The following is a 23,455-nucleotide window of genomic DNA, read 5'->3' on the forward strand; positions in this document are numbered from 1 at the left end:
GAACTGGCCTTGTTTGCAACGCCCTATTCGGTTCACGGCTCCAAGGCAAAGGTTTTCGATAGATGAGGTTCGTCGTCCGGTTGATCCTCTTCATCGGGGTCGTTTTCCTCTTGCCGACATTGGCAACAGTCGCCTGGTGGAGCCTGCAGGATCGACCTTCCACATGGCGGGAGGCAGCATGGGGAAGCTCCGGCCTGCTTGAGCCGGCAAGCGCCGACGACAAGGCGGCAGTCTACATAATGGCTGCGCGCACGGGTGGCATGAAAGGCGCGTTCTCACTCCATTGCTGGATCGTGGTCAAACGGTCGGGCGCTACCGAATATGAACGCTATGACAAGGTCGGCTGGGGCAGCCCCATCCGGAAGAATGCCTATGCGGCAGACGCATATTGGTATTCCAACACGCCGGAGATCGTTCACCAGCTTCACGGCGCGAGTGCGGAAGCGGTACTTGCCAACATCGACGCTGCGATCTCGGATTATCCCTATTCGAGAGCAGGCGACTACCACATCTGGCCCGGGCCGAACTCCAACAGCTTCGTTGCCCATGTCATTCGATCGGTGCCCCAAATGGGAGCCCACATGCCCTCCAACGCCGTCGGCCGCGATTACGCGCCGGGTGCGGCCTCTTTCGGCTGGGACCGGCAACGCCACGATTTCAGGGCCACGGCCGGGGGGCTGCTGGGCATTGCCGCAGGCGCCAACAGCGGCATCGAACTCCAGTTCCTGGGCTTGGTCGCGGGAATGGATTTTGCGCGGCCGGCACTTCTGATACCCGCATATGGCCGGTTCGATCTATGGAACAGCGCAACACAGCTTGCCAACGGAACACACGCTGCGATGGCAGAATAGACCCTTGTGCTTGGTGAGGCCGAGATCAGGGCGCAACGCCGGCGGAGAGAAATCCGCCGTCAACGGCCAGTGTGTGGCCATTGACGAAGCTGGCCTCCGGCGAGAGCAGGAAGGCGACGGCGGCGGCTATCTCTTCCGGTTCGCCGTAGCGGGCCTGCGGCACATGGCCGATCCACAGCCGCCGCTCCTCGACCGAATGCCGCCCGGAAACCACTGCTGCCTCCATCGGCCCCGGAGCGACGCAATTGACCCGCACGCCGCGGTTGCCGAATTCCAGCGCCAGCACTTCCGACATCATTTTCAGGCCAGCCTTGGATGCGCCATAGGCGAGATGCCCGCGATTGGCGCGCATGCCGGAAACCGAGGCGATGTTGACGATGGACAGCGTCGCGCCCATGCGTTCCAACGATGCCTTTGCCGCGATGAAGGCACCGACCAGATTGACGTCGAGAAGTTCGCGCAACAACTCGGCGCTAGTGTCTTCGGCCGAAACATCGCGAGAAATGCCGGCCGAATTGACCAAGCCGCCGATCAGCCCCAGCCGATCGACCACCTCGTCGAAGGCATTTGCGATTTCTTCCTCGTCGGTAATGTCGGCCTGAAGGAAGATCGCATTCTCGTCGACGAACAGGTCTTCCGCCGTCAGCAGGGCCTGCTCGTCGGCGTCGATGATCGCAACCGGCCAGCCGTCGTCCAGAAGGCGGCGGGCAATCGCTGTTCCGATGCCCGATGCGCCTCCGGTGACGACGGCCGAATGCTTCATCTGATGCGGTCCAGGATGGAGACGTAGTTCGCCACCGCGGCACCGCCCATATTAAAGATGCCGCCAAGCTTGGCATTGGGGATCTGGATGCCGCCGGCCTCGCCGGTCAGCTGCATCGAGGTCAGCACGTGCATCGAAACGCCGGTCGCGCCGATCGGATGGCCCTTGGCCTTCAAGCCGCCTGACGGATTGACCGGCAGACGGCCGTCCTTCTGTGTCTGGCCTTCGAGAGCGACCTTGCCGCCCTCGCCGCGCTTGGCCAGCCCCATGGCCTCATATTCGATCAGTTCTGCAATGGTGAAGCAGTCATGCGTCTCGACGAAGGACAGATCGTCCAGCGTCACACCGGCATTCCTCAGCGCACGCGCCCAGGCTTCCTCGCAGCCCTCGAACAGCAAGATGTCGCGCTTCGACATCGGCAGGAAGTCCTGCACATGCTCGTTGGCGCGGAAGGCGACGGCGCGGCGCATCGAAAGCGCAGTGGTCGCGTCGGTCAGCACGATTGCGGCGGCACCGTCCGAGACCAGCGAGCAGTCTGTGCGCTTCAGCGGGCCGGCCACGAATGGGTTCTTGTCGCTCTCCGTGCGGCAGAACTCGTAGCCGAAATCCTTGCGCATGTGCGCATAGGGATTGTCGACGCCGTTCCGGTGGTTCTTCGCGGCGATGTAGGCCAGCGCGTCCGACTGGTCGCCGTGACGCTGGAAGTAGGCAGCCGCGATCTTGCCGAACTGGCCGGCGAAGCCCGCCGGGATGTCGGCCTCTTCCTTCATGTAGGAGGCGCGGATCAGGTTCTGCTGGACCTGCGGTCCGGGCGTCGTTGTCATCTGCTCGACGCCCACGACGAGCACGACACGGGCAGCCTTTGCCTCCAGCGCCCGGATGCCCTGGCGCACTGCGGCCGAGCCGGTCGCGCAGGCGTTCTCGACGCGTGTCGCAGGCTTGAATCGTAGCCGATCGTCAGCCTGCAGCACGAGGCTGGCGGTGAAATCCTGCGGCGAGAAGCCGGCATTGAAATGCCCGAGAACGATCTCGTCGACATCATCCGGCCCGATGCCGGCATGGTCGAGTGCATCCTTCGTTACCTTGACGATCAGGCTCTCGACCGTCTCGTCCGCAAGCTTGCCGAATTGCGAGTGAGCCCAGCCTACGATGCATGCAGTCATAAATTCCTCCATCAGCAGGTCGCATGTTGCGACATTTGCGGTTTGAATCCAACGGGCAGATTTCTGTTCAAGTATGAACTTATTTTGCACTGCGGTAAAGCATTGTCGCGTGGTCGATCGTCGCGGCGGATTTTATATTGATTGATCAGTCAATAAAAAATAATGTCCCGCCAGGAGTGTCTCAAGTGCCCAAACTCGGAATGGAACCACTGCGCCGCAAGGCGCTGATCGACGCGACGATCTCGGCGATCGGCGAGCGCGGTTCGCTGGATGTCACCATGTCCGAAATCGCAGGCCGCGCCGGCGTCTCGTCGGCGCTGGCGCATCATTATTTCGGCGCCAAGGACGAGCTTCTTCAGGCGACGATGCGGCACATCCTGTCCGAGCTGAACGCCGACGCGCGCGCCGCATTGCGGGATGCCCGGGGTTCAAGAGAACGTGTTCTGGCGATCATCGCAGTCAACTTTTCCGACAAGCAGTTCCAGCCGGAAATCATCGCGGCGTGGCTCGCCTTTTATGTCGAGGCACAGAAGGCACCGGCGCTGCGCCGCCTGCTGCGCATCTATGCACGGCGGCTGCATTCCAATTTGATGAGCGGCCTATGCGGGCTGATGGCGCGAAATGAAGCGGGGCACGTCGCAGAAGCCATCGCAGCGCTTATCGACGGCCTCTACATTCGCCGGGCACTCAAGGACGGCACGCCCAATGCGGCGAGCGCTGTCGCCCTCGTCGAAGATTATCTCGAAACGAAACTTCTCCAGCACAAGAAGCCTTCATGACCGGCCGGCCCAACATCCTCATCATCATGGTCGACCAGTTGAACGGAACGCTGTTTCCGGATGGCCCGGCCGACTTTCTCCACGCGCCGCACCTGAAGGCGCTGGCTGCGCGCTCCGCCCGCTTCCGCAACAACTACACCGCCTCGCCGCTCTGCGCGCCGGGCCGCGCTTCCTTCATGAGCGGCCAGTTGCCATCGCGCACCGAAGTCTACGACAATGCCGCCGAATTCGTATCTTCGATCCCCACCTACGCCCACCATCTGCGCGCCGCCGGCTATCACACCTGTCTGTCCGGCAAGATGCATTTTGTCGGGCCGGACCAAATGCACGGCTTCGAGGAGCGCCTGACGACCGACATCTACCCCGCCGATTTCGGCTGGACTCCCGACTACCGCAAACCGGGCGAGCGCATCGACTGGTGGTATCACAATCTCGGTTCCGTCAGCGGGGCGGGCGTCGCCGAAATCACCAACCAGATGGAATATGACGACGAGGTCGCCTTTCACGCGACGCAGAAGCTCTACGACCATGCCCGCACCTCGGATGACGCCAACCGCCGCCCCTGGTGCCTCACCATCTCCTTCACACATCCGCATGACCCCTATGTCGCGCGGCGCAGATATTGGGACCTTTACGAGAATTGCCCAGCACTGGAGCCAGAAGTCGGTTTCATCCCGAAGGACGAGCAGGACGCCCACTCGCAGCGGCTCTATCTCGCCAGCGACTACGACAGCTTCGACATAACGCCTGAACAAATCCGCCGTTCGCGGCAGGGCTATTTCGCCAATATTTCATATCTCGACGATAAGGTCGGCGAACTCGTCTCCGTGCTCGAGCGCACGCGCATGCTGGACGACACGATCATCCTATTCTGCTCCGACCATGGCGACATGCTCGGCGAGCGCGGCCTGTGGTTCAAGATGTGCTTCTTCGAGGGCGCGGCCCGCGTGCCGCTGATGATCGCCGGCAAGGGCATCACCCCCAGCCTGCTGGATACGCCCGTCTCCAACCTCGACATCTGCCCAACGCTTTGCGACCTGGTCGGCATCGACATGAGCGCAATCATGCCATGGACCGACGGCGAGTCGCTGCTGCCGTTGATCAACGGCGAAACACGCAACGCGCCGGTGCTGATGGAATACGCCGCCGAAGGCTCCTACGCGCCGATGGTTGCGATCCGCGAGGGCCGCTACAAATTCATCCATTGCGAGATCGACCCGCCGCAACTGTTTGATCTTGAATCGGATTCGCTGGAACTGACCAACCTCGCCGCCGATCCTGCCCATGCCGGGCTTGTCGCGGCTTTCATGGAAAAAGTCCGGGCGCGTTGGGATATGGCCGCATTCGACGCCGCCGTGCGCCAGAGCCAGGCTCGGCGCTGGGTCGTCTATCCGGCGCTGCGCAACGGTTCCTATTACCCGTGGGAATTCCAGCCGCTGCAGAAGGCGTCCGAGCGCTACATGCGCAACCACATGAACCTGGACAATCTGGAAGACCAGAAGCGTTTCCCGAGAGGCGAGTGATGACGAAGGTATTTGTTCCGACGCTAGACCATCTGAAAAAGGCATATGCCGTCACCTCGCAGGCGACGCAGATCACGCCGCTTCTGGAATCGCGCTTTCTCGCTGAACAGACGGGTGCTGCACGCGTCTTCGTCAAGCCGGAATCGCTGCAATGGGCCGGCTCCTTCAAGGTGCGCGGAGCCTATTGGCGCCTGAAGCAGCTTTCGCCGGAAGAAGCCAGGCGTGGTGTTGTCGCCTATTCCTCCGGTAATTTCGCGCAAGGGCTGGCCGCCGCCGGCCAGGCGCTCGGCATTCCGGTCACCATCGTCATGCCGATCGATGCGCCGGCCGCCAAGCGTGACGCCACCGCCGGCTATGGCGCAAAAGTAGTGCTGACCGACCATGGCGACCGCGCTCGTGAGGAGGTCGCCGCCGAACGCGCCCGGCAGATCGCCGGGGAAGAAAATCTCGCTTTGCTGCACCCCTTCGACGATCCGGAAATCGTCGCCGGTCAGGCAGGTACGGGTCTTGAAGCGCTGGAGCAGTTGGCAGTCAAGGACGCCAGCGCCGACCTGCTGTTCTGCTCCATCGGCGGCGGCGGCCTCATCGGCGGCGTGGCGCTTGCCTTCCACTACCTGTCGCCGAACACCGCCATCTACGGCGTCGAGCCCGAAGGTTTTAACGGCATGGGCACGTCGATAGACCATGGTGCAATCGAAACCATGCCGCTCGGCGGAAAATCCATCTGCGACGGGTTGATGGCGCGCAAGCCGGGCGAGGCCCCATTCGCGGCGATGAGCCAGGCCGGCATGCGCGGCGTTACCGTCAACGACGCTTCCGTACGCCGCGCCATGAAGACCGCCTTCGAGCGGCTGAAACTGGTGCTCGAACCTTCGGGCGCGGCCTCGCTCGCCGCCTTGCTCGACGGCAAGATCGATGTCGCCGGCAAGACCGTTCTCGTTGTCGCCACCGGCGGCAATGTTTCCTTCAACGATTTCATGAAGCACACCGCAGATGCTTGAAGCAGATTTCGTCATCGTCGGCTCGGGTTCGGCCGGCTCGGCCATGGCCTACCGCCTGTCGGAGGATGGCAAGCATTCGGTCATCGTCATCGAATATGGCGGCACCGATTTCGGCCCCTTCATCCAGATGCCCTCGGCGCTGTCCATCCCGATGAATATGAGCCGCTACGACTGGGGCTTTTCCAGCGAACCGGAACCGCATCTCAACGGGCGAGTGCTGGCTACGCCGCGCGGCAAGGTCATGGGCGGCTCGTCGTCCATCAACGGCATGGTCTATGTGCGTGGCCACGCGCATGATTTCGACCATTGGGCCGAGGAAGGTGCGAACGGCTGGAGCTATGCCGATGTCCTGCCCTACTTCAAACGCATGGAAACTTCGCATGGCGGCGAGGATGGCTGGCGCGGCACCAACGGGCCTCTCAATATCCAGCGCGGCCCACGCAAGAACCCGCTCTATTCGGCCTTCGTCGAGGCCGGGCATCAGGCCGGTTTCGAGCTCACCGACGACTATAATGGCTCGAAGCAGGAAGGTTTTGGAGCCATGGAGCAGACCATCTTCGGTGGTCGGCGCTGGTCTGCAGCGAATGCCTATCTGCGCCCTGCCCTCAAGCGCAAAAACGTCAGACTGATCAACGGCTTCGCGCGGAAGATCGTCATAGAGAATCAACGTGCCGTCGGCGTCGAGATCGAAGCTCGCAAAAAGATTCAGGTCGTTAAGGCAAGACGCGAGGTGATAATTGCGGCATCCTCGATCAATTCGCCCAAGCTGCTGATGCTGTCCGGCATCGGGCCGGCCGCGCATCTCAGGCAGCACGGCATCGAGGTGGTGGCTGATCGGCCCGGTGTCGGCCAAAACCTGCAGGACCATATGGAGCTTTATATCCAGCAGGAATCGACCCAGCCAATCACGCTCTACTCGGTGCTCAATCCGTTCTCGAAAGCGATCATCGGCGCGGAGTGGCTGTTCTTCAAAACCGGCCTCGGCGCCACCAACCACTTCGAGGCGGCAGCCTTCGTGCGCTCGAAAGCAGGCGTCGACTATCCCGACATTCAGTATCATTTCCTGCCCGGTGCCATTAGCTATGACGGCAAGTCGGCAGCGAAATCGCATGGCTTCCAGGCGCATGTCGGGCCAATGCGCTCGAAGTCGCGCGGCGCGATCACGCTGCGCTCCAGCGACCCATGGGCCACGCCGGAAATTCGTTTCAACTACATGTCCCACCCCGACGATTGGGAAGACTTCCGCCACTGCATTCGCCTTACGAGGGAAATCTTCGGCCAAGCCGCTTTCGATCCCTATCGTGGCAAGGAAATTTCGCCGGGCAGCCACGTCCAGACCGACGAGCAGCTCGACGACTTCATCCGCGAACATGCAGAAAGCGCCTACCACCCCTGCGGCACCTGCCGCATCGGTCGCGCCGACGACCCCCGCAGCGTGGTCGATCCCGAATGCCGCGTCATCGGCGTCGAGGGCCTGCGGGTCGCGGACTCCTCGATCTTCCCGCGCGTTACCAATGGCAACCTCAACGGCCCCTCGATCATGACCGGCGAAAAGGCCGCCGATCATATTCTCGGTCGCACCCCGCTTGCTCCATCCAATCAGGAGCCATGGATCAACCCGCGCTGGCAGGTTTCCGACCGCTGAGCCATAGATTGCATGAAGCGCCTTCAACGGCCATGCTTACCAAAAATCCGGAGACCGAAATGCGCGCACAGCCGAAAGCCTCGCACTACATCAATGGCCGTTTCGTAGACGACGAGCGCGGTGCGCCGCTTCCTGTCATCTATCCGGCAACGGGCGAGACGATCGCAACGTTGCATTCGGCAACGCCCAACATCGTCGAACTGGCCGTCGAGGCTGCCCGTGCCGCCCAACCCGCCTGGGCACGCCTGAAGCCCGTCGAACGTGGCCGCATCCTGCGCCGCGCTGCCGACTTGTTGCGCGCCCGCAACGCAGATCTGGCCAAGCTCGAAACGCTGGACACGGGCAAGGCACTCCAGGAAACGCTGGTTGCCGACGCCCCTTCCGCTGCCGATTGCCTCGAATATTTCGCCGGAGCTATAGCCGCCTATAATGGCGATTTCATCGATCTCGGCGGCCCGTTCGCCTATACGCGGCGCGAGGCGCTTGGCGTCTGCGTCGGCATCGGCGCCTGGAACTATCCGATCCAGATCGCCGGCTGGAAGTCGGCCCCGGCACTCGCCATGGGCAATGCCATGGTGTTCAAGCCGTCGGAGAACACGCCGCTCTCCGCGCTGGCGCTCGCCGAAATCTACACCGAAGCCGGCCTGCCGGACGGGCTGTTCAACGTCGTGCAGGGTTACGGCGATGTCGGCGCTACCCTTGTCGAGCACGATGTCGTAGCCAAGGTTTCGGTCACCGGTTCCGTGCCGACAGGCCGCAAGGTGCTGTCCTTGGCAGGCTCCAAGATGAAGCACGCGACGATGGAGCTTGGCGGCAAGTCGCCCCTGATCGTCTTCGATGATGCCGATATCGAAAATGCCATCGGCGGCGCAATGCTCGGCAATTTCTATTCAACCGGCCAGATCTGCTCCAACGGCACCCGCGTCTTCGTCCAGAAGGGTCTGCACGGTCGCTTCGTGGAACGGCTTGTCGAGCGCACCAAGAAAATCCGCATCGGCGACCCGCTCGACCCGGAAACGCAGATGGGGCCGCTCGTCAACAAGGCGCAGCACGAGAAGGTTCTGGGCTATATCGAGATCGGCAAGCAGGACGGCGCTACGCTCGCATGCGGCGGCAATGTGCCTTCACTGCAAGGCTTCGAAGGCGGCTGCTTCGTCGAACCGACCGTCTTCACCGGCGTGACGGATGACATGCGCATTGCCCGCGAAGAGATCTTCGGCCCAGTGATGAGCGTGCTTTCATTCGACAGTGAAGAGGAAGCGATCGAGCGCGCCAACGCCACCGAATTCGGTCTCGCGGCAGGCGTCTTCACCCGCGACCTGCAACGCGGGCACCGCGTCATCGGCGAGTTGCAGGCCGGCACCTGCTGGATCAACGCCTATAATCTCACACCTGTGGAAATGCCCTTCGGCGGCGTCAAGCAATCCGGCATTGGCCGCGAAAACGCGCTTGCGGCACTCGGCCACTACTCGCAGATCAAGTCGGTCTATGTCGAGACCGGCAATGTCGACAGCCCTTATTGAGGGATTGAAACCGGCTCGCGGGTTGAATCATATTCAATCCGCAAGCCATTGTTTTCGTTAATCCTCTGCCGTGCTGTCCAGATACTGCATCAGCGCGCAGATGAGATGGTAGAAGATGCTCGCCGGCACATCGGTCGCCAATGAGCGGCCGCGTTCGTCGATGCGGTCGATCCACAGGCCGAGGGGTGCCGGATCGATATGCCAGCGGAAGAGCCGGCCTACCCGCGCCTCTACTTCGGGCTTGAGGTCAGGTCCGCCGCCGCCGTCGAGCGCGATTGCCGCCTTGATCGCTTCCGCCTGCGGCCAGCTTCGCGACACCTGATCGAGCGGCAAACCCTGCCGCGACACAGCGCCATAGGCGAGCCCCGTCGAGCGATTGAGGCCATTGGCAATCGCGGAGGCATAAAGCTTTCTGGCGTAAGCTGTAAGATCGTTGCGCCCGCTTTTGACGGCATAATCCACCAGCAGCGAGGCCCATTCGAAATGATGGCCGGGTTCCGTCCATGTGCCTTGCTCGCCCGCTACTGGCCGCCATTCGTCATCGAAATATTCGCCCAGCGTCCAGCTATCGGCGTCGAAGAAGTGGCCACGGAAAAGATCGATGATCCGTGCCGCACGCCTGAGATGGCTGCGATCGCCCGTCGCCGTGTGCCAGGCAAGGAACGCTTCCAGAAGATGCATATGCGGGTTGGAGCGCCGCATGCCCTCGCCTTCCGCCGTCTCCAGAAAGCCGGTCAGCCTGTGGTCTTCCAAGTGCTCGTCTATGAAGGCGAAGGTTTCTTCACCAAGCCGAAGTGCATCCGGATTGCCGCACATATGTGCATGGGCCAGCGCCAGGAGCACACAGGAATGGTCATAGGCATCTTCGGTCGCATCGGCGACGCTGCCGTCGACATTCATCGTGCGCACCCAGCCACCACGGTCGGTGCGCCCCCTGCCCGTCATGAAATCCAGGCCGTGAGTGATCAGCGCATCCGCCGGCCCGTCCCACCCGCGCGCCTTGGCAACAGCGAAGGCATAGACCTGGCGGGCCATGGTGCGCATGCGCTTCGGCTTCATCAGCGGCGTGGCGTTGAAGGCCAGCGCCTCGTGAAAGCCGCCATGCAGCTCATCGACGCCAACCGTCGACCATAACGGCAATGTTTCCTGAAACAGCCAGTGCTGCACGCGCCGCCGCCATGCGCCGCTCACCACGACGCGGTCGGCCGACGGCGTGAATTTAGTCTCGAGCCTGCCGCTCTTTTCCAGCTGCTCGACGATCTTCTTGACGTTCTGGCTGCGGCTGACCGGCGCCACGAATGTCGCGTCCGCAGTCGCCACTATGGCAACGTCCTTCAGACCGATCGCCGACAGCAAGCGGCCCTCGCTGCGGATATAGGAGTTCTGGCAATCTATGGCGACGACATCGCCGACGATGACATTTCCGTCCATGTCCGAAGGGCTGACATCCAGCAGCGATTGCCAGGAGCCAAGATCGTTCCAGCGGAAGCTTGCCGGCACCATGGCGATATCCGTCGCATGTTCCATGATTGCATAGTCGATCGAGATCGATGGAACCTTCTCGTAGAGTTCGAGCGGCAGATAAAGGCCGGAAAGGTCGTTCGTGGCTGCAAGGAATGCCTCCTCGGCGGCCTCCCATATCTGAGGCTGGAACTTCCTGAACGCATCGCGCATGGCGCTGGCGCGAAACAGGAAGATGCCGGTGTTCCAGAAGAAATTTCCGGCAGACAGATAGGTCTTGGCTGTCTCCAGATCGGGCTTTTCGACAAAGCGCGAGACATCGGCAACGCCGTGCCCTCTAGCTGCAACCTCGATGTAACCATAGCCGATTTCTGGCTGGGTGGGCCGAACGCCGAAGACGACCAATCGTCCGTCCTTGGCGGCGGGAACACCCCGCTCAATGGTGTCCCAGAACTGTTTCTCTGTGGAAATTTCATGATCGGACGGTACGACCAGCACGATACCATCGCCGAAAGCGGCAAGCGTTTGCAACGATGCGATCGCAACAGCTGCCGCGGTGTTGCGCCCGGTCGGTTCGAAAATCGCCGTTCCACCAGCGAGCCCGATGGAAGCGGCGTCTGCATGCACGCGCGCGGCATGGCGTTCAGACGCGATCAGGAAGACAGGCGCTTCTCCTTCAAGCCGCGCCCTCAGGCGGCGCAAGGTCTTGACCAGCATGGAGCCATCGCCTGACAGATCGTGGAACTGCTTTGGATTATCCTCGCGCGACAGCGGCCATAGGCGCGAACCGACACCGCCACTCATCACGAAACTGACGATCCGTTCTGTCATGCTTGTCTCGCGAATCGATTCATCATCCCTCGCCTCGCGTCAGGATCGCGAGGCGTCGCCTTGATTGTCACAGACCCACTCCCTTATGCAACTGCTCAGTTTTCGGTCATGGCAAAGGCTTGCTGCGGCCTCGGCCAGTGCCAAATGCGGTTTTCAACCGACGCAATCTGTGAGGCCGAACAATTGCAACGATCTTGCTTCTGCCGCATTGAACAGTCAGGGCAAAAGGCGGGGCTTTCGACGGAGAGGTGAATTATGGAACTTCGTAAAATTACTGTGGTTGCAGCAGCGCTTGCCGCGATGACGCTTGCGGGCTGCGCCTCAAGCGAACAGCAGCAGCGCGCGGGAACCGGCGCACTGATCGGCGGTGCTGGCGGCGCGCTGGTCGGCCAGGCTATCGGCGGCAACACGCGCAGCACGGTCGCGGGCGCGGCTGGCGGTGCGCTGCTTGGTGCGGCCGTCGGTACTTTGACCACGCCATCCTCATCCTCGCCGCAGCGTCGCGGCCAGGAAATGTGCCGCTACCGCGCCGGTGACGGCAGCGTCTACACGGCACCTTGCGACGACCGCTACTACAACGGCAACTACTAACGCCATCCCGCCCGGCGAGCGATCGTCTCGCCGGGCTTTCTACCCGGAAACAATCTGCCCACGAGGCTTTTGCGCCGCCTTTGCCTCGCTGATCGTTTGTCGACTTTTTTCTATCTCGATTGCCAGATGGCCCTCGAAGATGCGCTGCAGTATCTGGTCGAGGAAGGAATCGGCGCTGGCTGGCGTCCGGATAAGGTTATCGAGCGATCGAAGCTCTATGCATGGCCGGCGGGCGGCAGGAGCACAAACGGCCAAGTCGACGCTAATCTGCTGCTCATGAACATATTGGCAAAGCAAAAGCCGCGATAATCGCTTACAGATTCTGCGTCGTCGAAGGGCACGCAATGCGCATTCTCCTTATTCTCGGTTCCCTCATCGTTGGGACGATTGCCGGCATTTACTTGTTCGGGATCATATGGCGAACCACTGCTCCTGAAGGGGCAGTGGCGATGATAGTTGGAGGAGGCACGCCGGTTGCCCTTGGAACTTTGGCGTTTCTCGGAACAAAGAGGGCTGATGGCCGGCGGCCAAGCCTTCGCAATGTGCAGTCATGGTTCGCACTTTTAGGGATAGCTGCAGCCGCAGCCGGGCTCTTCGTGCTCTTGATTGTAGCTGTTTTTCTGGTCGCTCAGCGCGGTTAGAGACCAGGCTTGGCCTAAGAGCGAATCCAGATGCTTGACCCAAACGCAAAAAACGCCCGCGCGATCCAGAAGGAACACGCGGGCGCAAAGGGCTAGAATGCGATGGATAGCCGCTTCGAGCTATCCCGCATCCACCCCGAAGTGGAAGCGCAAAGGCGCGTGGAACAAGGCATGATTGCCCGTGGGACTTTCGGTGGGACTTTTTGCGTCACTCTGTCCCACTGTATGCCTTCTGTTCCATTTTCTTTTGCCGGAACTGTTTTGCCCCTTGCGCCGCAAAACCGAAATCTCTAAGGAAACCAACGTCTGAACTGGGGACGGAGTGTAGCGCAGCCTGGTAGCGCACCTGCTTCGGGAGCAGGGGGTCGCAGGTTCGAATCCTGCCACTCCGACCAGTTACTTCCCGACATTCCCGATACTGAACTGGCGCTGAAGCCGACGCATCGAGCCGTGTGCGTCCTGAAACGCACTCCCTTTTTTAAGCCCGTCTTCCTTTTGCTTGCGCGCTGCATTCCATGCAGCGCGAATGAAGTGCGTTTTTCATGTCACACTCCGAGCGATTGCGACATTTTGCACATCTCCTATGCACGAATTTCAATTGTCGAATCATTGGGCAGATCATATGTTTGGGTTGCTGGTGATCGACCTCCTCCCCGAAAGCCAGCATCAATGCGGTGCACCTCCTCCCGCGCTGCATTTTAAATAGAGCCCGCCGCACCTCCTCCCGCGGCGGGCTTTTTTTCTGCCCTTTCGAAAACGTGATCACCGCTGCTGCTGACTTCAAACACCGCTCGCGGTTATGATACGGCATGATCACGAACGCCCATCAGTACCGCGCAATCTTGATTGCGGTTTTCGCTGCCATGCCGTTCGCTGCTGCGGCGGAAGACGCACATCCACTTCCGGGCGTCACCCAGCCGGAACCGATCGTTCAGGATCTCAAGCCCGAACCCAATAGCGACCAGGCAACGCCGGGCACGTTCAAGGTCGGCAATTTCGACGTCAAAATCTCGGGCAGCGTCATTGTCGACGTCGGCGTCAACGTCAGAAAGCCACCGAGATAATCTGACGCCGTTGGATAATGGGTGCGGTGAGCTTCCGAAGCCATCAACTCGCGATACGGAACTTCTTCACATCGATCGCCGCGGCCATCAGCGTTTGCGTATAGGTCTCGCGCGGGTTGTCGAAAATGTCGTCGGTCAGCCCTTCCTCGACGATCTGCCCCTGCTTCATGACGATGATGTAGTCGGCCATGGCGCGCACGACGGCAAGATCGTGGCTGATGAAGAGATAGGACAGGTCGTGATCGGCCTGAAGCTTGCGCAAGAGATCGACGATCTGCTTCTGCACCGAGCGGTCCAGCGCCGATGTCGGCTCATCAAGAACGACCACCTTCGGTTTGAGAATCATGGCGCGGGCAATGGCAATGCGTTGCCGCTGGCCGCCTGAAAACTCATGCGCATAGCGATTGCGCATATTCGGATCTAGACCGACTTCCAGCAACGCCTCCACCGCGCGCGCATCGCGCTGTTTGGATGACAGCGACGGTTCGTGGACAAGCAACCCCTCGGTTATCACCTGCCCGATCGTCATGCGCGGCGACAGCGAGCCGAATGGATCCTGAAACACCAGTTGCAACTCGCGCCGCAACGGGCGCATCGCCTCGCGACTCACGCCGGATATTTCACGCGCACCGAAGCGAATCGAGCCCTCGCTCGGCAGGAGGCGCAGCAGTGCCCGCCCGAGCGTCGATTTACCGGAGCCGGATTCGCCGACGATGCCAATCGTCTGGCCGCGTTTCAAAGCAAGAGAAATGCGATCGACGGCTTTCAGAAACAATGGCGGACCGGCCAGAAATCCGCCACCGATCTTGAAGCTCACCTCGACATTGCGCCCTTCGAGCAGCACAGGCGCGCCGGTTGGTGGCGCTGCCTTCCTGCCGGTCGGCTCCGCCGCCAGCAGCATCTTGGTGTAGGGATGCGCAGGCGCGGAAAATAGCGCATCCGTTACGCCCTCCTCCACGATCTCGCCGTATCGCATGACATAAACGCGATCGGCAAAGCGCCGCACGATGCCGAGGTCGTGGGTGATGAAAACAATGGCCATGCCGAATTTACGCTGCAGTTCGGCCAGAAGCGTCAGGATCTGCGCCTGCACCGTCACGTCGAGCGCCGTCGTCGGCTCATCGGCAATCAGTATGTCCGGATCATTGGCGAGCGCCATGGCGATCATCACGCGCTGGCGCTGTCCGCCCGACATTTCGTAGGGGTAGGATTTCAGGCGGCGTTCCGGATCAGGTATTTTCACCAGTTCGAGCAGCCGTAGCGCCTCCTTGCGCGCTTCGGTCTTGCCCAGCTTGCGATGACGCCGGATCGGTTCCATCAGTTGGTTGCCGATGGTGTAAAGCGGATCGAGCGAGGTCATCGGCTCCTGGAAGATCATCGTGATCTTGCGGCCGCGCACATCGTTCAGGGCTGACTTGTCCAGGGCAAGCAGATTGCGCCCACGATAGTCGACCGCGCCTGTCGCCTCGCCATTGGAAGCGAGCAGGCTCATCGCCGCCATCATGGTCTGGCTCTTGCCGGAACCGGATTCACCGACGATGGCAACCGTTTCGCCGGCATTGACGTGAAGATTAATGCCTTTCACGGCATCGACCTGACCGTCCAGCGTGCGAAAGCGCACGTGCAGGTCCTTGACGGCAAGTATGGGTTGGGAAGTGGTCATCGGCTCACCGGTCCTTCGGATCGAGCGCGTCGCGCAGGCCGTCGCCGACGAAATTCAGGGCGAACAGCGTGGAAACAAGGAAGAAGGCGGGAAACAGCAGCAGCCAGTTGGCCGTACCGATGTTCTTGGCACCCGCCGAAATGAGAACGCCCCAGCTCGTCATCGGCTCCTGGACGCCAAGCCCTAGAAAGGACAGGAAGCTCTCCAGGATGATGACCTGCGGCACGAGCAGCGTCATGTAGATGACGACGACGCCAAGCAGATTGGGAACGATGTGGCGTTGCAGAATGCCACGCCTCGTCACCCCCAGCGCCTCGGCCGCCTGCACATATTCCTGCCGTCGGATCGATAGCGCCTGGCCGCGCACGATGCGCGCCATGTCCAGCCACAGCACCGCCCCCACCGCCAGGAACATCAGCACGAAATTGCGGCCGAAGAACACCACCAGCATGATGACGAAGAAGATGAAGGGCAACGAGTAGAGCACATCGACGATGCGCATCATGACCTCGTCGATCTTACCGCCGGCAAAGCCGGCGGTCGCGCCATAGACCACGCCGATGGCCACCGCCACCACGCCGGCCAGCAGGCCGATGGCCAATGAAACGCGTCCCCCCATCAAGGTGCGCGACAGCAGGTCTCGGCCGGTATTGTCCGTGCCGAACAGGAAATATTGCTGCTTCACCGTTGCGCTCAGCACCATCTTCAATCCGTCAGGCGACTTGCTCTCGACTTTGGCATTGTCGAATGTGTCCGAGCGGTCGATGTAGCGGGTGTTGCGTTCATCGACTTCCTTCGATGAAGTCACGGTCACGTAGACCTGTTCGCCCTCCTGATGCCACTCTTCCACGTCCACGCGCATGCGTTTGACCGTATCGCGCAGCGCCGTCTCGATCATCTCCGGCTTGGGATAAGCCGAAAAGCTCGGCGGCGTGCGCACATAGTCAGGATAGATCGTGGTGTACTGATGCGGCACGAAAAACGGTCCGAACACGCAGATGATCGCCATGAAGATCAGGTAGTAAAGGCTGATCATAGACGCTTTGTTCGATTTCAGGCGCGCCCAGGCATCGCCCCAGAAGGAGCGGCCGACGATCGGCGCAGGTGCGACGGCAGCTATCTCAGTCATAGCGCACCCTCGGATCGACGACGGCGTAGAGAATGTCGACGATCAGGTTGAACAGGATGGTGAAGATGGCGATCACCACGACCGTGCCCATCACCAGAGTATAGTCGCGATTGAGCGCTGCATCGACAAAATAGCGCCCAACGCCGGGAATGGCGAAAATCGTCTCGACGATGATCGAGCCGGTCAGCAAGGCGGCGGCCGCCGGCCCGGCGTAGGATACGATGGGAAGCAGCGCGCCACGCAGCGCATGCTTGACCACAATCGACCAATCGGAAAGGCCCAGTGCGCGCGCCGTTCGAATATGATGCGAGCGCAGGGACTCGATCATCGAGCCGCGCATCAGGCGCGCAACGATGGCGATCTGCGGCAGCGCAAGCGTCAAGACTGGACCGATCTTGTTGATCAAGGCGCCGTCGCCCCAGCCGCCGATCGGCAGCAGCTTCCAGGTCAGCCCGAACAGAAGCTGGATGATCGGCGCGATAACGAATGTCGGAATGGTGCTGCCGGCAGTTGCCGTTGCAATGACGGCATAGTCGCCCGCCTTGTTCTGGTTCAGCGCCGCTATGATGCCGAGCGTGCTGCCTATCAGCAGAGCCAGGGTCAGCGCGGAAGCACCGAGCTGGATGGAAATGGGCAGGCCTTTGGCGAAGAGTTCACCGACGGTGAAGTCAGGCAGGTTGTAGCTTGGACCGAAATTGCCGTGCAGCAGGTTCTGGAGATAGTGCCAATATTGCAGCCAGAGCGGATCGCCCAGACCGAACTGGGCTTCAAGATTGGCCTTGACCTCCGGGCTCAGGCCCCGCTCCTGGTTGAACGGGCCGCCGGGCGCGACGCGTATCAGGAAGAACGCCAGGGTGACGATGACGAATAGCGTCGGTATGGCGGTTAGAAGCCGCCTGAAGACATAGAGCAGCATGGTGTTCCCCGCTGTCACTGAAAAGCTGAAGCCGCCGCTTCCCAAGGCGGGAAGCGGCGGGCCGGCTGTGGCGGGATTATTCCTTGCTGATAAAGCGCGACGGATGCCGATCCATCACGTTGTCCTCGAAGCCGGCGAGCTTCGGCGACACGATGTTGTGGTAGTTGTAGTAGAGCAGCGGAATGTTGCCGACCTCGTCGATCAGGACCTTTTCCGCTTCACCTAGCAGCTTGAAGCGCTCCTCGGGCTTGCCACCCGCGGCGGTCGCGGCATCCATCAGCTGTTCGAATTTCGGATTGTCGAAATCCGAATAGTTGTGGCCGTCGGCCTTGCGCGAGATTTCGAGGAAGGTCTCGGGATCGTTGTAATCGGCGATCCAGCCGGCGCGCGCCACGTCGAAGTCACCCTTCTGCTCCAAATGCCCGTAGTGGGTCTTGGTGTCGGTGTTGAGCAACGTCACCTCGATGCCGAGCGGCTTGAGCTGCTCCTGGATGGCGACCGCCGTGTTCTTGTGGTTCTCCGAAGTGTTGTAGCGGATCTCCATCTTCAGCGGCTTGTCCGGGCCGTAGCCAAGCTTCTCAAGAATCTTCTTGGCCGCGTCCTCGCGATCGATCTGCGATTCTTCAGCGAAAGCGGCTGGCGAGGTCGTGTAACCTTCGATGCCTGAAGGCACCATCGAATAGGCCGGAGCCATGGAATTGCTCCACACCTTCTCGGCGAGGAAGTCTCGGTCGATGGCCATGGAGACGGCGTTGCGCAGCTCGACATTGTCCCACGGCGCCTTGCTGGTCTTGATCGCATAGTAGTAGGTGCCGAGATACGGCGCGACTCGGACCTGATCGCCAAACTTCGCCTTAAGGTCGGTGAGCTGTTCGGTCGGCAGATCGTCATAGCTGTCGAGTTCGCCAGCCTCGTAGCGCTTCATAGCCGATGACCGGTCCTCGGTCGGGATGTAGTTGACGACGTCGATCTTGACGTTGGCTGCGTCATAGAACTTCGGGTTCTTGACCAGCTTGATATGATCGTTGGGAACCCACTCGGCCAGCGTATAGGCGCCATTGGAGACGAGATTGCCCGGCTTGACCCAGTCGGCGCCAAACTTCTCGATCGCCGCCTTGCTGACGGGGTATGTCGACTGGTGGGTCAACACTTCAAGGAAGTATGGGGTCGGCGCGACCAGGGTGATCTCGAGCGTGTTGGCGTCTATGGCCTTCACGCCGAGTTCCTCCGGCTTCTTCGTGCCGGCATTCACTTCCTTGGCGTTTTTCACCTTCTGCATCATCGAAGCGTATTCGGCTGCGGTTTTCGGATCCTGCAGGCGCTGGAAGGCATAGACGAAATCCTCGGCCGTCACCGGGCTGCCATCCGACCAGGTTGCGCCGCTGCGCAGCTTGAATGTGTAGACAGTGCCATCATCCGACACGGTCCAGCTCTCGGCGGCACCCGGAATGACCTCCGACTTTGCATCTTCCGTCACCAGGCCCAGGAACATGTCGCGCAGGACGTGGGCTTCATAAACGGTCGAGGTCTTGTGCGGATCCAGCGATTCCGGCTCGGCGGCACTGCCGCGGTTATAAACAACCTCGGCCAAGGAGGGGGCTATCATCATGCCGCCCGCCATCGACAGGCTTACGGCAAATACCGTCGCCTTCAGAAATTTCTTCAGCATCTTCATCACTCCCAGAATGTCGTCGCCCCTCAGCGTCGACAAATTGCCAGTTAAGCCCCAAGGCAGAACTCGTTCCCGCCTCGTTGAGCGAGCCAGCGGTCTCTTCGGCCGCCGTTCTGGGAGCTGACACTAGCGACGGAGTAATTTTATTTCAACAGGCTCTGAGGGTCACCTTGAGGAAGGTCGCAGGAAGCCTGCCGAGCCTGATCACAGACACTGTAAGTGCAATAAAACGTTTGCCGGTGAAGAATTGTTCTCCCAGAAAAAGTCACAGGACTTAACCGTTCCTTAAACAACCACAGGTTACATTACGGAAGTTGCAATAGTACGGTCTCCTGCAGCTTTTGATGGTGATCGATGTGGACGACGACAAAGATACTTTACCGGTTCCGGCTCTCATCAAATGGAGTCTGTTGCGAGACCGGAAAGGGACTTCGGCGGTCGAATTCGCCCTGCTTGCCCCTGTCTTCATCATGCTTTTTCTCGGCATGGCCGCCTATGCCATCTACTTCGGCGCCAGCCATTCCGTCCAGCAACTTGCCGCCGACGCAGCTCGTACTGCGATCGCCGGGCTGAGCGCCACAGAACGCAGCACGCTCGCCACGAATTTCATTCGCCTCAACGCAGCCGGCTATCCCTTCGTCGATCCCAAGAAGGTGACCGTCAACACGCGCGATAGTGCGGCCGACGGCAGTCAGTTCATCGTAGCGGTGCAGTATGACGCAAGCACCCTGCCTATCTGGAAGTTGTTCAAAGGTCTTCCACTGCCTGGCATGACCATTTCCCGTCAATCGACAATCCGTGTCGGGGGCATCTGATGCAATACTACGCGCAGGTACGAAAAAAATTTCTTGAGACGCGATTTTGTTCAAGTATTTCCGGAAACATCGCCGTAATGACTGCGCTGACCATGCCGGTGGCTTTGATTCTTGCAGCAGTCGCCGTCGATGAAGCTTCCCTATACGCGGAAAAGCGCGAGGCACAATCTCTGGTCGACATTGCCGCGATAACGGCGGCCGCCAATCTCTCCAAGGCGGAAACCGCCGTCACCACCACCTTCCGCGACAATGGCGTTGCGGGCGTGGTCGTCGGGAGCGCGGGAACGCAGCCGCCCGTGGGCGCAAACGGCATCAAACCCACGGTCACTGTAACCCCAGGCCGTTATGTCGCCGATGCATCGGCGGCCGTCGGCACGCGCTTTGCCGCAGGCGTTCAGCCCTATAACTCGGTCAAAGTCACCTTCAAGAAAAGCGGCAAACGCTATTTCGGTGGTGCACTCATCGGCGCGCCGACCATCGCAACACAAGCCACCGCCAGCGTCACGCCTCAGGCTGCTTTTTCCATCGGCTCTCGGCTGGCAAGCGTCGACGAAGGGATTTTGAACTCGTTGCTGAGCGGGTTGACCGGCAGCAACCTGTCGTTGAAAGTAATGGACTATAACGCACTCATAAGTGCCGATGTGAGCGTCCTCAGCTTCTTCGATGCGCTTGCGACGAAACTGCAGATCACGGCAGGCACATATACAAACGTGCTCAATGCCAGCGCGACAGTCGGCCAGATCGTGTCTGCAATGGCCTCCATCGACGGCATAGGCGCACAAGCGAAACTTGCCCTTCAGACGATTGCCAGCGGCAGCACCAACCAGACGAAAATCCCGCTTTCCCACCTCTTTGATCTTGGCCCCGTGGGAAACCTTTCTCTGGGTAGCCGTCCAGCTGGATTGACTGCGGCAGCCAGCATTATGGAAATTCTGACAGCCAGCGCGGCGTTGGCAAATGGAAGCAACCAAGCCGGTGTTAATCTTACCTCCAATCTCCTGGACTTGCTCTCAACAGAGTTGAAGCTGGCAATCGGCGAACCTCCCCAATCGTCGCCCTGGTTCAAGATCGGTGAGACCGGCAGCATCGTGCGCACTGCCCAAACGCGCTTGAGGCTTATCGCCGGGGTCAATGTCGGGATAAAAGGCATCCTGGGCGGCGGCATCAGGCTGGCATCGGTTCAACTGCCCCTGCATGTTGAAGTGGCTTATGGGGAAGCCAAGGTGACCGGAATCACTTGCCCGACCGGAAGGCCGGAAAGCATAAAAGTCACGATAGCCGCTCGTCCCGGGATAGCTACGCTGAAAATAGCGGAGACCGACGACGCAGGTTTTGGCAACTTCACCAAGCCGACAAGTTTTCGCGACGCCAAAATCGCGGACGTAGAGGTAAAGCTACTCGTCTTGACCCTTCCGCTGATTGCCGTCACGGGTTCGGCGGGAGTGGATATAGGCAACCTGAATACGAAAACGCTGACTTTCGACTATACCGACATCAAGAATAAGACGATCAAACAAGCTTCAGCAGAGAACTTTACCCAGACCCTGACGCAGTCGCTTATCAACGACCTTAAACTCAAGATCACCGCCCTTGGCCTGCCGATCGACGTCACGGTTCTTTTAGGCGTCGTCAAACAACCGATCCTCAACCTGCTTGGCACCATAACGGCGCCGGTGGACAATGCACTCTATACGCTCCTGACCGCGCTAGGCGTTCATGTCGGCCAGGCGGATATTCGCGTAACGGGCGCTACCTGCGGGAATTCGGTTTTGGTCCAGTAAAGCCTAATCCAACCGCCCGACGAAAGCACCCAGCGCCGGCAGCGAAACGCCGCCTGCGTCAAGGCTTGCTTGCCAACCGGGAAGCTCCAGCGGCGTCACCGCTCCGATTCCCGCCGGCAGTGCCCACACCGCCGGTTTGTCCGCAAAATTGAACACACACACCAGCTTTTCATTGCCCGCCTCGCGCAGGAAAGCCAGCACATCGCCTTCAGCGTCGAGGAATTCGATGCTGCCGCCGGCAAGCGTCGGATGTTCGCGCCGAAAGGCCAGAACGGCGCGGTAGTGCGCCAGCACAGAACCATCTTCTTGCTCCTGAACATCGACTGCCCGTTTGCGATGGCTTTCCGGCACAGGCAGCCAGGGTTTTCCCCGGGAAAAGCCCGCATTCGTTGCGCCGGTCTCCCACACCATCGGCGTGCGGCAGCCATCCCTGCCTTTGAAGCCCGGCCAGAAACGAATGCCATAGGGATCGCGCAGATCCTCGAAGGCGATCTCCGCTTCCTCAAGCCCAAGCTCCTCGCCCTGATAGAGGCAGATCGAGCCGCGCAGGCAGGAAAGAAGCGCGATTGCGAACTTCGCCACGGCATCCGTATCGCCGCCGGGCTTGGTCCAGCGCGAGATGTGGCGGGGGACATCGTGGTTCGAAAAGGCCCAGCAGACCCAGCCGTCCTTCACGGCATTTTCGAAGGCAAGCACGCTCTTCTTCACATGCTCGGCGGAGAATTCAGGGCTGAGCAGGTCGAAGGTGTAGCACATCTGCAATTTGTCGCCGCCGCCGGTATAGGCCGCCACCGTCTGCAGCGAGCGCGTGCCGTCCCCCACCTCGCCGACCGCGGCGCGGCCACCATATTCGTCCAGCAACGCGCGAAAGCGCTTCAGGAATTCCAGGTTCTCCGGCTGCGTCTTGTCATGGAGATGGTCCTGATAGCCATACGGATTGGTGTCGGGGATATCGTTCGCTGCTCCCGGCGGCATCGGCGGATTGTCGCGCAACAGCTTGTCATGGACATAGAAGTTCACCGTATCCAGCCGGAAGCCGTCAACGCCGCGCTTCAGCCAGAAGCGAACCGTTTCCAGAAGGGCCGCCTGCACATCGGGATTGTGGAAATTGAGGTCGGGCTGCGAGGCGAGGAAGTTGTGCAGGTAATATTGCCGGCGCGTCGAATCCCACTCCCAGGCCGGCCCGCCGAAGATCGACAGCCAGTTGTTGGGCGCGGTTCCATCCGGCTTGGCGTCGGCCCAGACATACCAGTCGGCCTTCGGATTGTCGCGGCTGGCACGGCTTTCGACAAACCATGGATGCCTGTCTGACGAATGCGACAGCACCTGATCGATGATGATCTTCAGGCCATGACTGTGCGCCTCGTCGATCAGCGCGTCGAAATCCGCGATGGTGCCAAACATGGGATCGACGGCGCAATAGTCGGAGACGTCGTAGCCCATATCGGCCATCGGCGACTTGAAGAACGGCGACAGCCAGATCGCGTCGACGCCGAGCGAGGCGATGTAGGGGATGCGCTGCGTGATGCCTTTTAGATCGCCGCTGCCGTCGCCGGTCGTGTCCTGAAAGGAGCGCGGATAGACCTGATAGACAACGCAACCGCGCCACCAATCGGTATTGACCGTGCCTGTCATCCGTAACT

The 23,455-nt window shown here is 60.5% G+C and carries 19 protein-coding genes and 1 tRNA gene; 12 read left to right on the top strand and 8 right to left on the bottom strand.

The window, feature by feature from the left end:
• Positions 1-62: 62 nt before the first annotated feature.
• Positions 63-851: a DUF3750 domain-containing protein gene (locus WBQ96_RS04895; RefSeq protein ID WP_336547901.1), complete on the top strand. Its 789-nt coding sequence runs from the start codon at positions 63-65 to the stop codon at positions 849-851.
• A gap of 25 nt (positions 852-876) precedes the next feature.
• Here WBQ96_RS04895 and WBQ96_RS04900 read toward each other — a convergent pair whose 3' ends face one another.
• Both WBQ96_RS04900 and WBQ96_RS04905 read right to left on the bottom strand, forming a co-directional pair.
• Positions 877-1,614, bottom strand: coding sequence for an SDR family NAD(P)-dependent oxidoreductase (locus WBQ96_RS04900; protein WP_336547902.1), 738 nt, complete (start codon positions 1,612-1,614; stop codon positions 877-879).
• Entirely contained in the window at positions 1,611-2,777 is a 1,167-nt protein-coding gene (locus WBQ96_RS04905) for an acetyl-CoA acetyltransferase (RefSeq protein ID WP_336547903.1), read from the bottom strand. The genes WBQ96_RS04900 and WBQ96_RS04905 overlap by 4 nt, the downstream gene beginning before the upstream one ends.
• Positions 2,778-2,962: 185 nt before the next feature.
• Here WBQ96_RS04905 and betI point away from each other — a divergent pair, with 185 nt between their 5' ends.
• From betI to betB, 5 genes are read left to right on the top strand one after another with little or no spacing between them, the layout of a single operon-like run.
• Complete coding sequence (gene betI / locus WBQ96_RS04910; protein ID WP_336547904.1) at positions 2,963-3,556, top strand: choline-binding transcriptional repressor BetI; 594 nt, start codon at positions 2,963-2,965, stop codon at positions 3,554-3,556.
• Positions 3,553-5,079: a choline-sulfatase gene (gene betC, locus WBQ96_RS04915; protein WP_336547905.1), complete on the top strand. Its 1,527-nt coding sequence runs from the start codon at positions 3,553-3,555 to the stop codon at positions 5,077-5,079. Before betI ends, betC begins: the two co-directional genes overlap by 4 nt.
• Entirely contained in the window at positions 5,079-6,080 is a 1,002-nt protein-coding gene (locus WBQ96_RS04920; RefSeq protein ID WP_336547906.1) for a threonine/serine dehydratase, read from the top strand. Before betC ends, WBQ96_RS04920 begins: the two co-directional genes overlap by 1 nt.
• Positions 6,073-7,725 carry a choline dehydrogenase gene (betA, locus tag WBQ96_RS04925; RefSeq protein WP_336547907.1) on the top strand — a complete coding sequence of 551 codons (1,653 nt, stop codon included), beginning with the start codon at positions 6,073-6,075 and terminating at the stop codon, positions 7,723-7,725. Before WBQ96_RS04920 ends, betA begins: the two co-directional genes overlap by 8 nt.
• 59 nt (positions 7,726-7,784) lie before the next feature.
• The gene (gene betB, locus WBQ96_RS04930; protein WP_336547909.1) at positions 7,785-9,248 is read left to right on the top strand and encodes a betaine-aldehyde dehydrogenase; all 1,464 of its coding nucleotides are present in this window, start codon (positions 7,785-7,787) and stop codon (positions 9,246-9,248) included.
• A 57-nt stretch (positions 9,249-9,305) separates the two neighbouring features.
• Here the strand turns inward: betB and WBQ96_RS04935 are convergent, their stop codons facing one another.
• Positions 9,306-11,540, bottom strand: a complete 2,235-nt coding sequence (locus tag WBQ96_RS04935) for a mannose-1-phosphate guanylyltransferase/mannose-6-phosphate isomerase (RefSeq protein WP_336547911.1) — start codon at positions 11,538-11,540, stop codon at positions 9,306-9,308.
• A 255-nt stretch (positions 11,541-11,795) separates the two neighbouring features.
• Here WBQ96_RS04935 and WBQ96_RS04940 point away from each other — a divergent pair, with 255 nt between their 5' ends.
• The 4 genes from WBQ96_RS04940 (at position 11,796) to WBQ96_RS04955 (ending at position 13,836) form a co-directional block, all read left to right on the top strand.
• Positions 11,796-12,131: a glycine zipper 2TM domain-containing protein gene (locus tag WBQ96_RS04940; RefSeq protein WP_165115251.1), complete on the top strand. Its 336-nt coding sequence runs from the start codon at positions 11,796-11,798 to the stop codon at positions 12,129-12,131.
• Positions 12,132-12,257: 126 nt separating this feature from the next.
• Entirely contained in the window at positions 12,258-12,440 is a 183-nt protein-coding gene (locus WBQ96_RS04945; RefSeq protein WP_336547914.1) for a hypothetical protein, read from the top strand.
• Between the two features lie 650 nt (positions 12,441-13,090).
• Positions 13,091-13,167 (top strand) — tRNA-Pro (locus WBQ96_RS04950).
• A 414-nt stretch (positions 13,168-13,581) separates the two neighbouring features.
• Entirely contained in the window at positions 13,582-13,836 is a 255-nt protein-coding gene (locus WBQ96_RS04955) for a hypothetical protein (RefSeq protein WP_336547916.1), read from the top strand.
• A gap of 43 nt (positions 13,837-13,879) precedes the next feature.
• Here WBQ96_RS04955 and WBQ96_RS04960 read toward each other — a convergent pair whose 3' ends face one another.
• From WBQ96_RS04960 to WBQ96_RS04975, 4 genes are all read right to left on the bottom strand, one after another.
• Positions 13,880-15,499, bottom strand: coding sequence for an ABC transporter ATP-binding protein (locus WBQ96_RS04960; protein ID WP_336547918.1), 1,620 nt, complete (start codon positions 15,497-15,499; stop codon positions 13,880-13,882).
• Between the two features lie 4 nt (positions 15,500-15,503).
• The gene (locus WBQ96_RS04965; RefSeq protein ID WP_336547920.1) at positions 15,504-16,628 is read right to left on the bottom strand and encodes an ABC transporter permease; all 1,125 of its coding nucleotides are present in this window, start codon (positions 16,626-16,628) and stop codon (positions 15,504-15,506) included.
• Positions 16,621-17,544, bottom strand: a complete 924-nt coding sequence (locus tag WBQ96_RS04970) for an ABC transporter permease subunit (RefSeq protein ID WP_091913839.1) — start codon at positions 17,542-17,544, stop codon at positions 16,621-16,623. The genes WBQ96_RS04965 and WBQ96_RS04970 overlap by 8 nt, the downstream gene beginning before the upstream one ends.
• 76 nt (positions 17,545-17,620) lie before the next feature.
• The gene (locus WBQ96_RS04975; RefSeq protein ID WP_165115239.1) at positions 17,621-19,213 is read right to left on the bottom strand and encodes a peptide ABC transporter substrate-binding protein; all 1,593 of its coding nucleotides are present in this window, start codon (positions 19,211-19,213) and stop codon (positions 17,621-17,623) included.
• A gap of 347 nt (positions 19,214-19,560) precedes the next feature.
• Between WBQ96_RS04975 and WBQ96_RS04980 the strand changes: the two genes are divergently transcribed.
• On the top strand, positions 19,561-20,031 hold the full coding sequence (locus tag WBQ96_RS04980; RefSeq protein ID WP_165115237.1) for a TadE/TadG family type IV pilus assembly protein: 471 nt from the start codon (positions 19,561-19,563) through the stop codon (positions 20,029-20,031).
• Positions 20,031-21,812, top strand: a complete 1,782-nt coding sequence (locus WBQ96_RS04985) for a TadG family pilus assembly protein (RefSeq protein ID WP_341286323.1) — start codon at positions 20,031-20,033, stop codon at positions 21,810-21,812. Before WBQ96_RS04980 ends, WBQ96_RS04985 begins: the two co-directional genes overlap by 1 nt.
• Before the next feature lie 3 nt (positions 21,813-21,815).
• Here the strand turns inward: WBQ96_RS04985 and bglA are convergent, their stop codons facing one another.
• On the bottom strand, positions 21,816-23,447 hold the full coding sequence (gene bglA / locus WBQ96_RS04990) for a beta-galactosidase BglA (RefSeq protein WP_165115233.1): 1,632 nt from the start codon (positions 23,445-23,447) through the stop codon (positions 21,816-21,818).
• Positions 23,448-23,455: the final 8 nt, after the last annotated feature.

The sequence above is a fragment of the Mesorhizobium sp. CCNWLY176 genome, assembly GCF_037153935.1.
Classification (GTDB): domain Bacteria; phylum Pseudomonadota; class Alphaproteobacteria; order Rhizobiales; family Rhizobiaceae; genus Mesorhizobium_M; species Mesorhizobium_M zhangyense.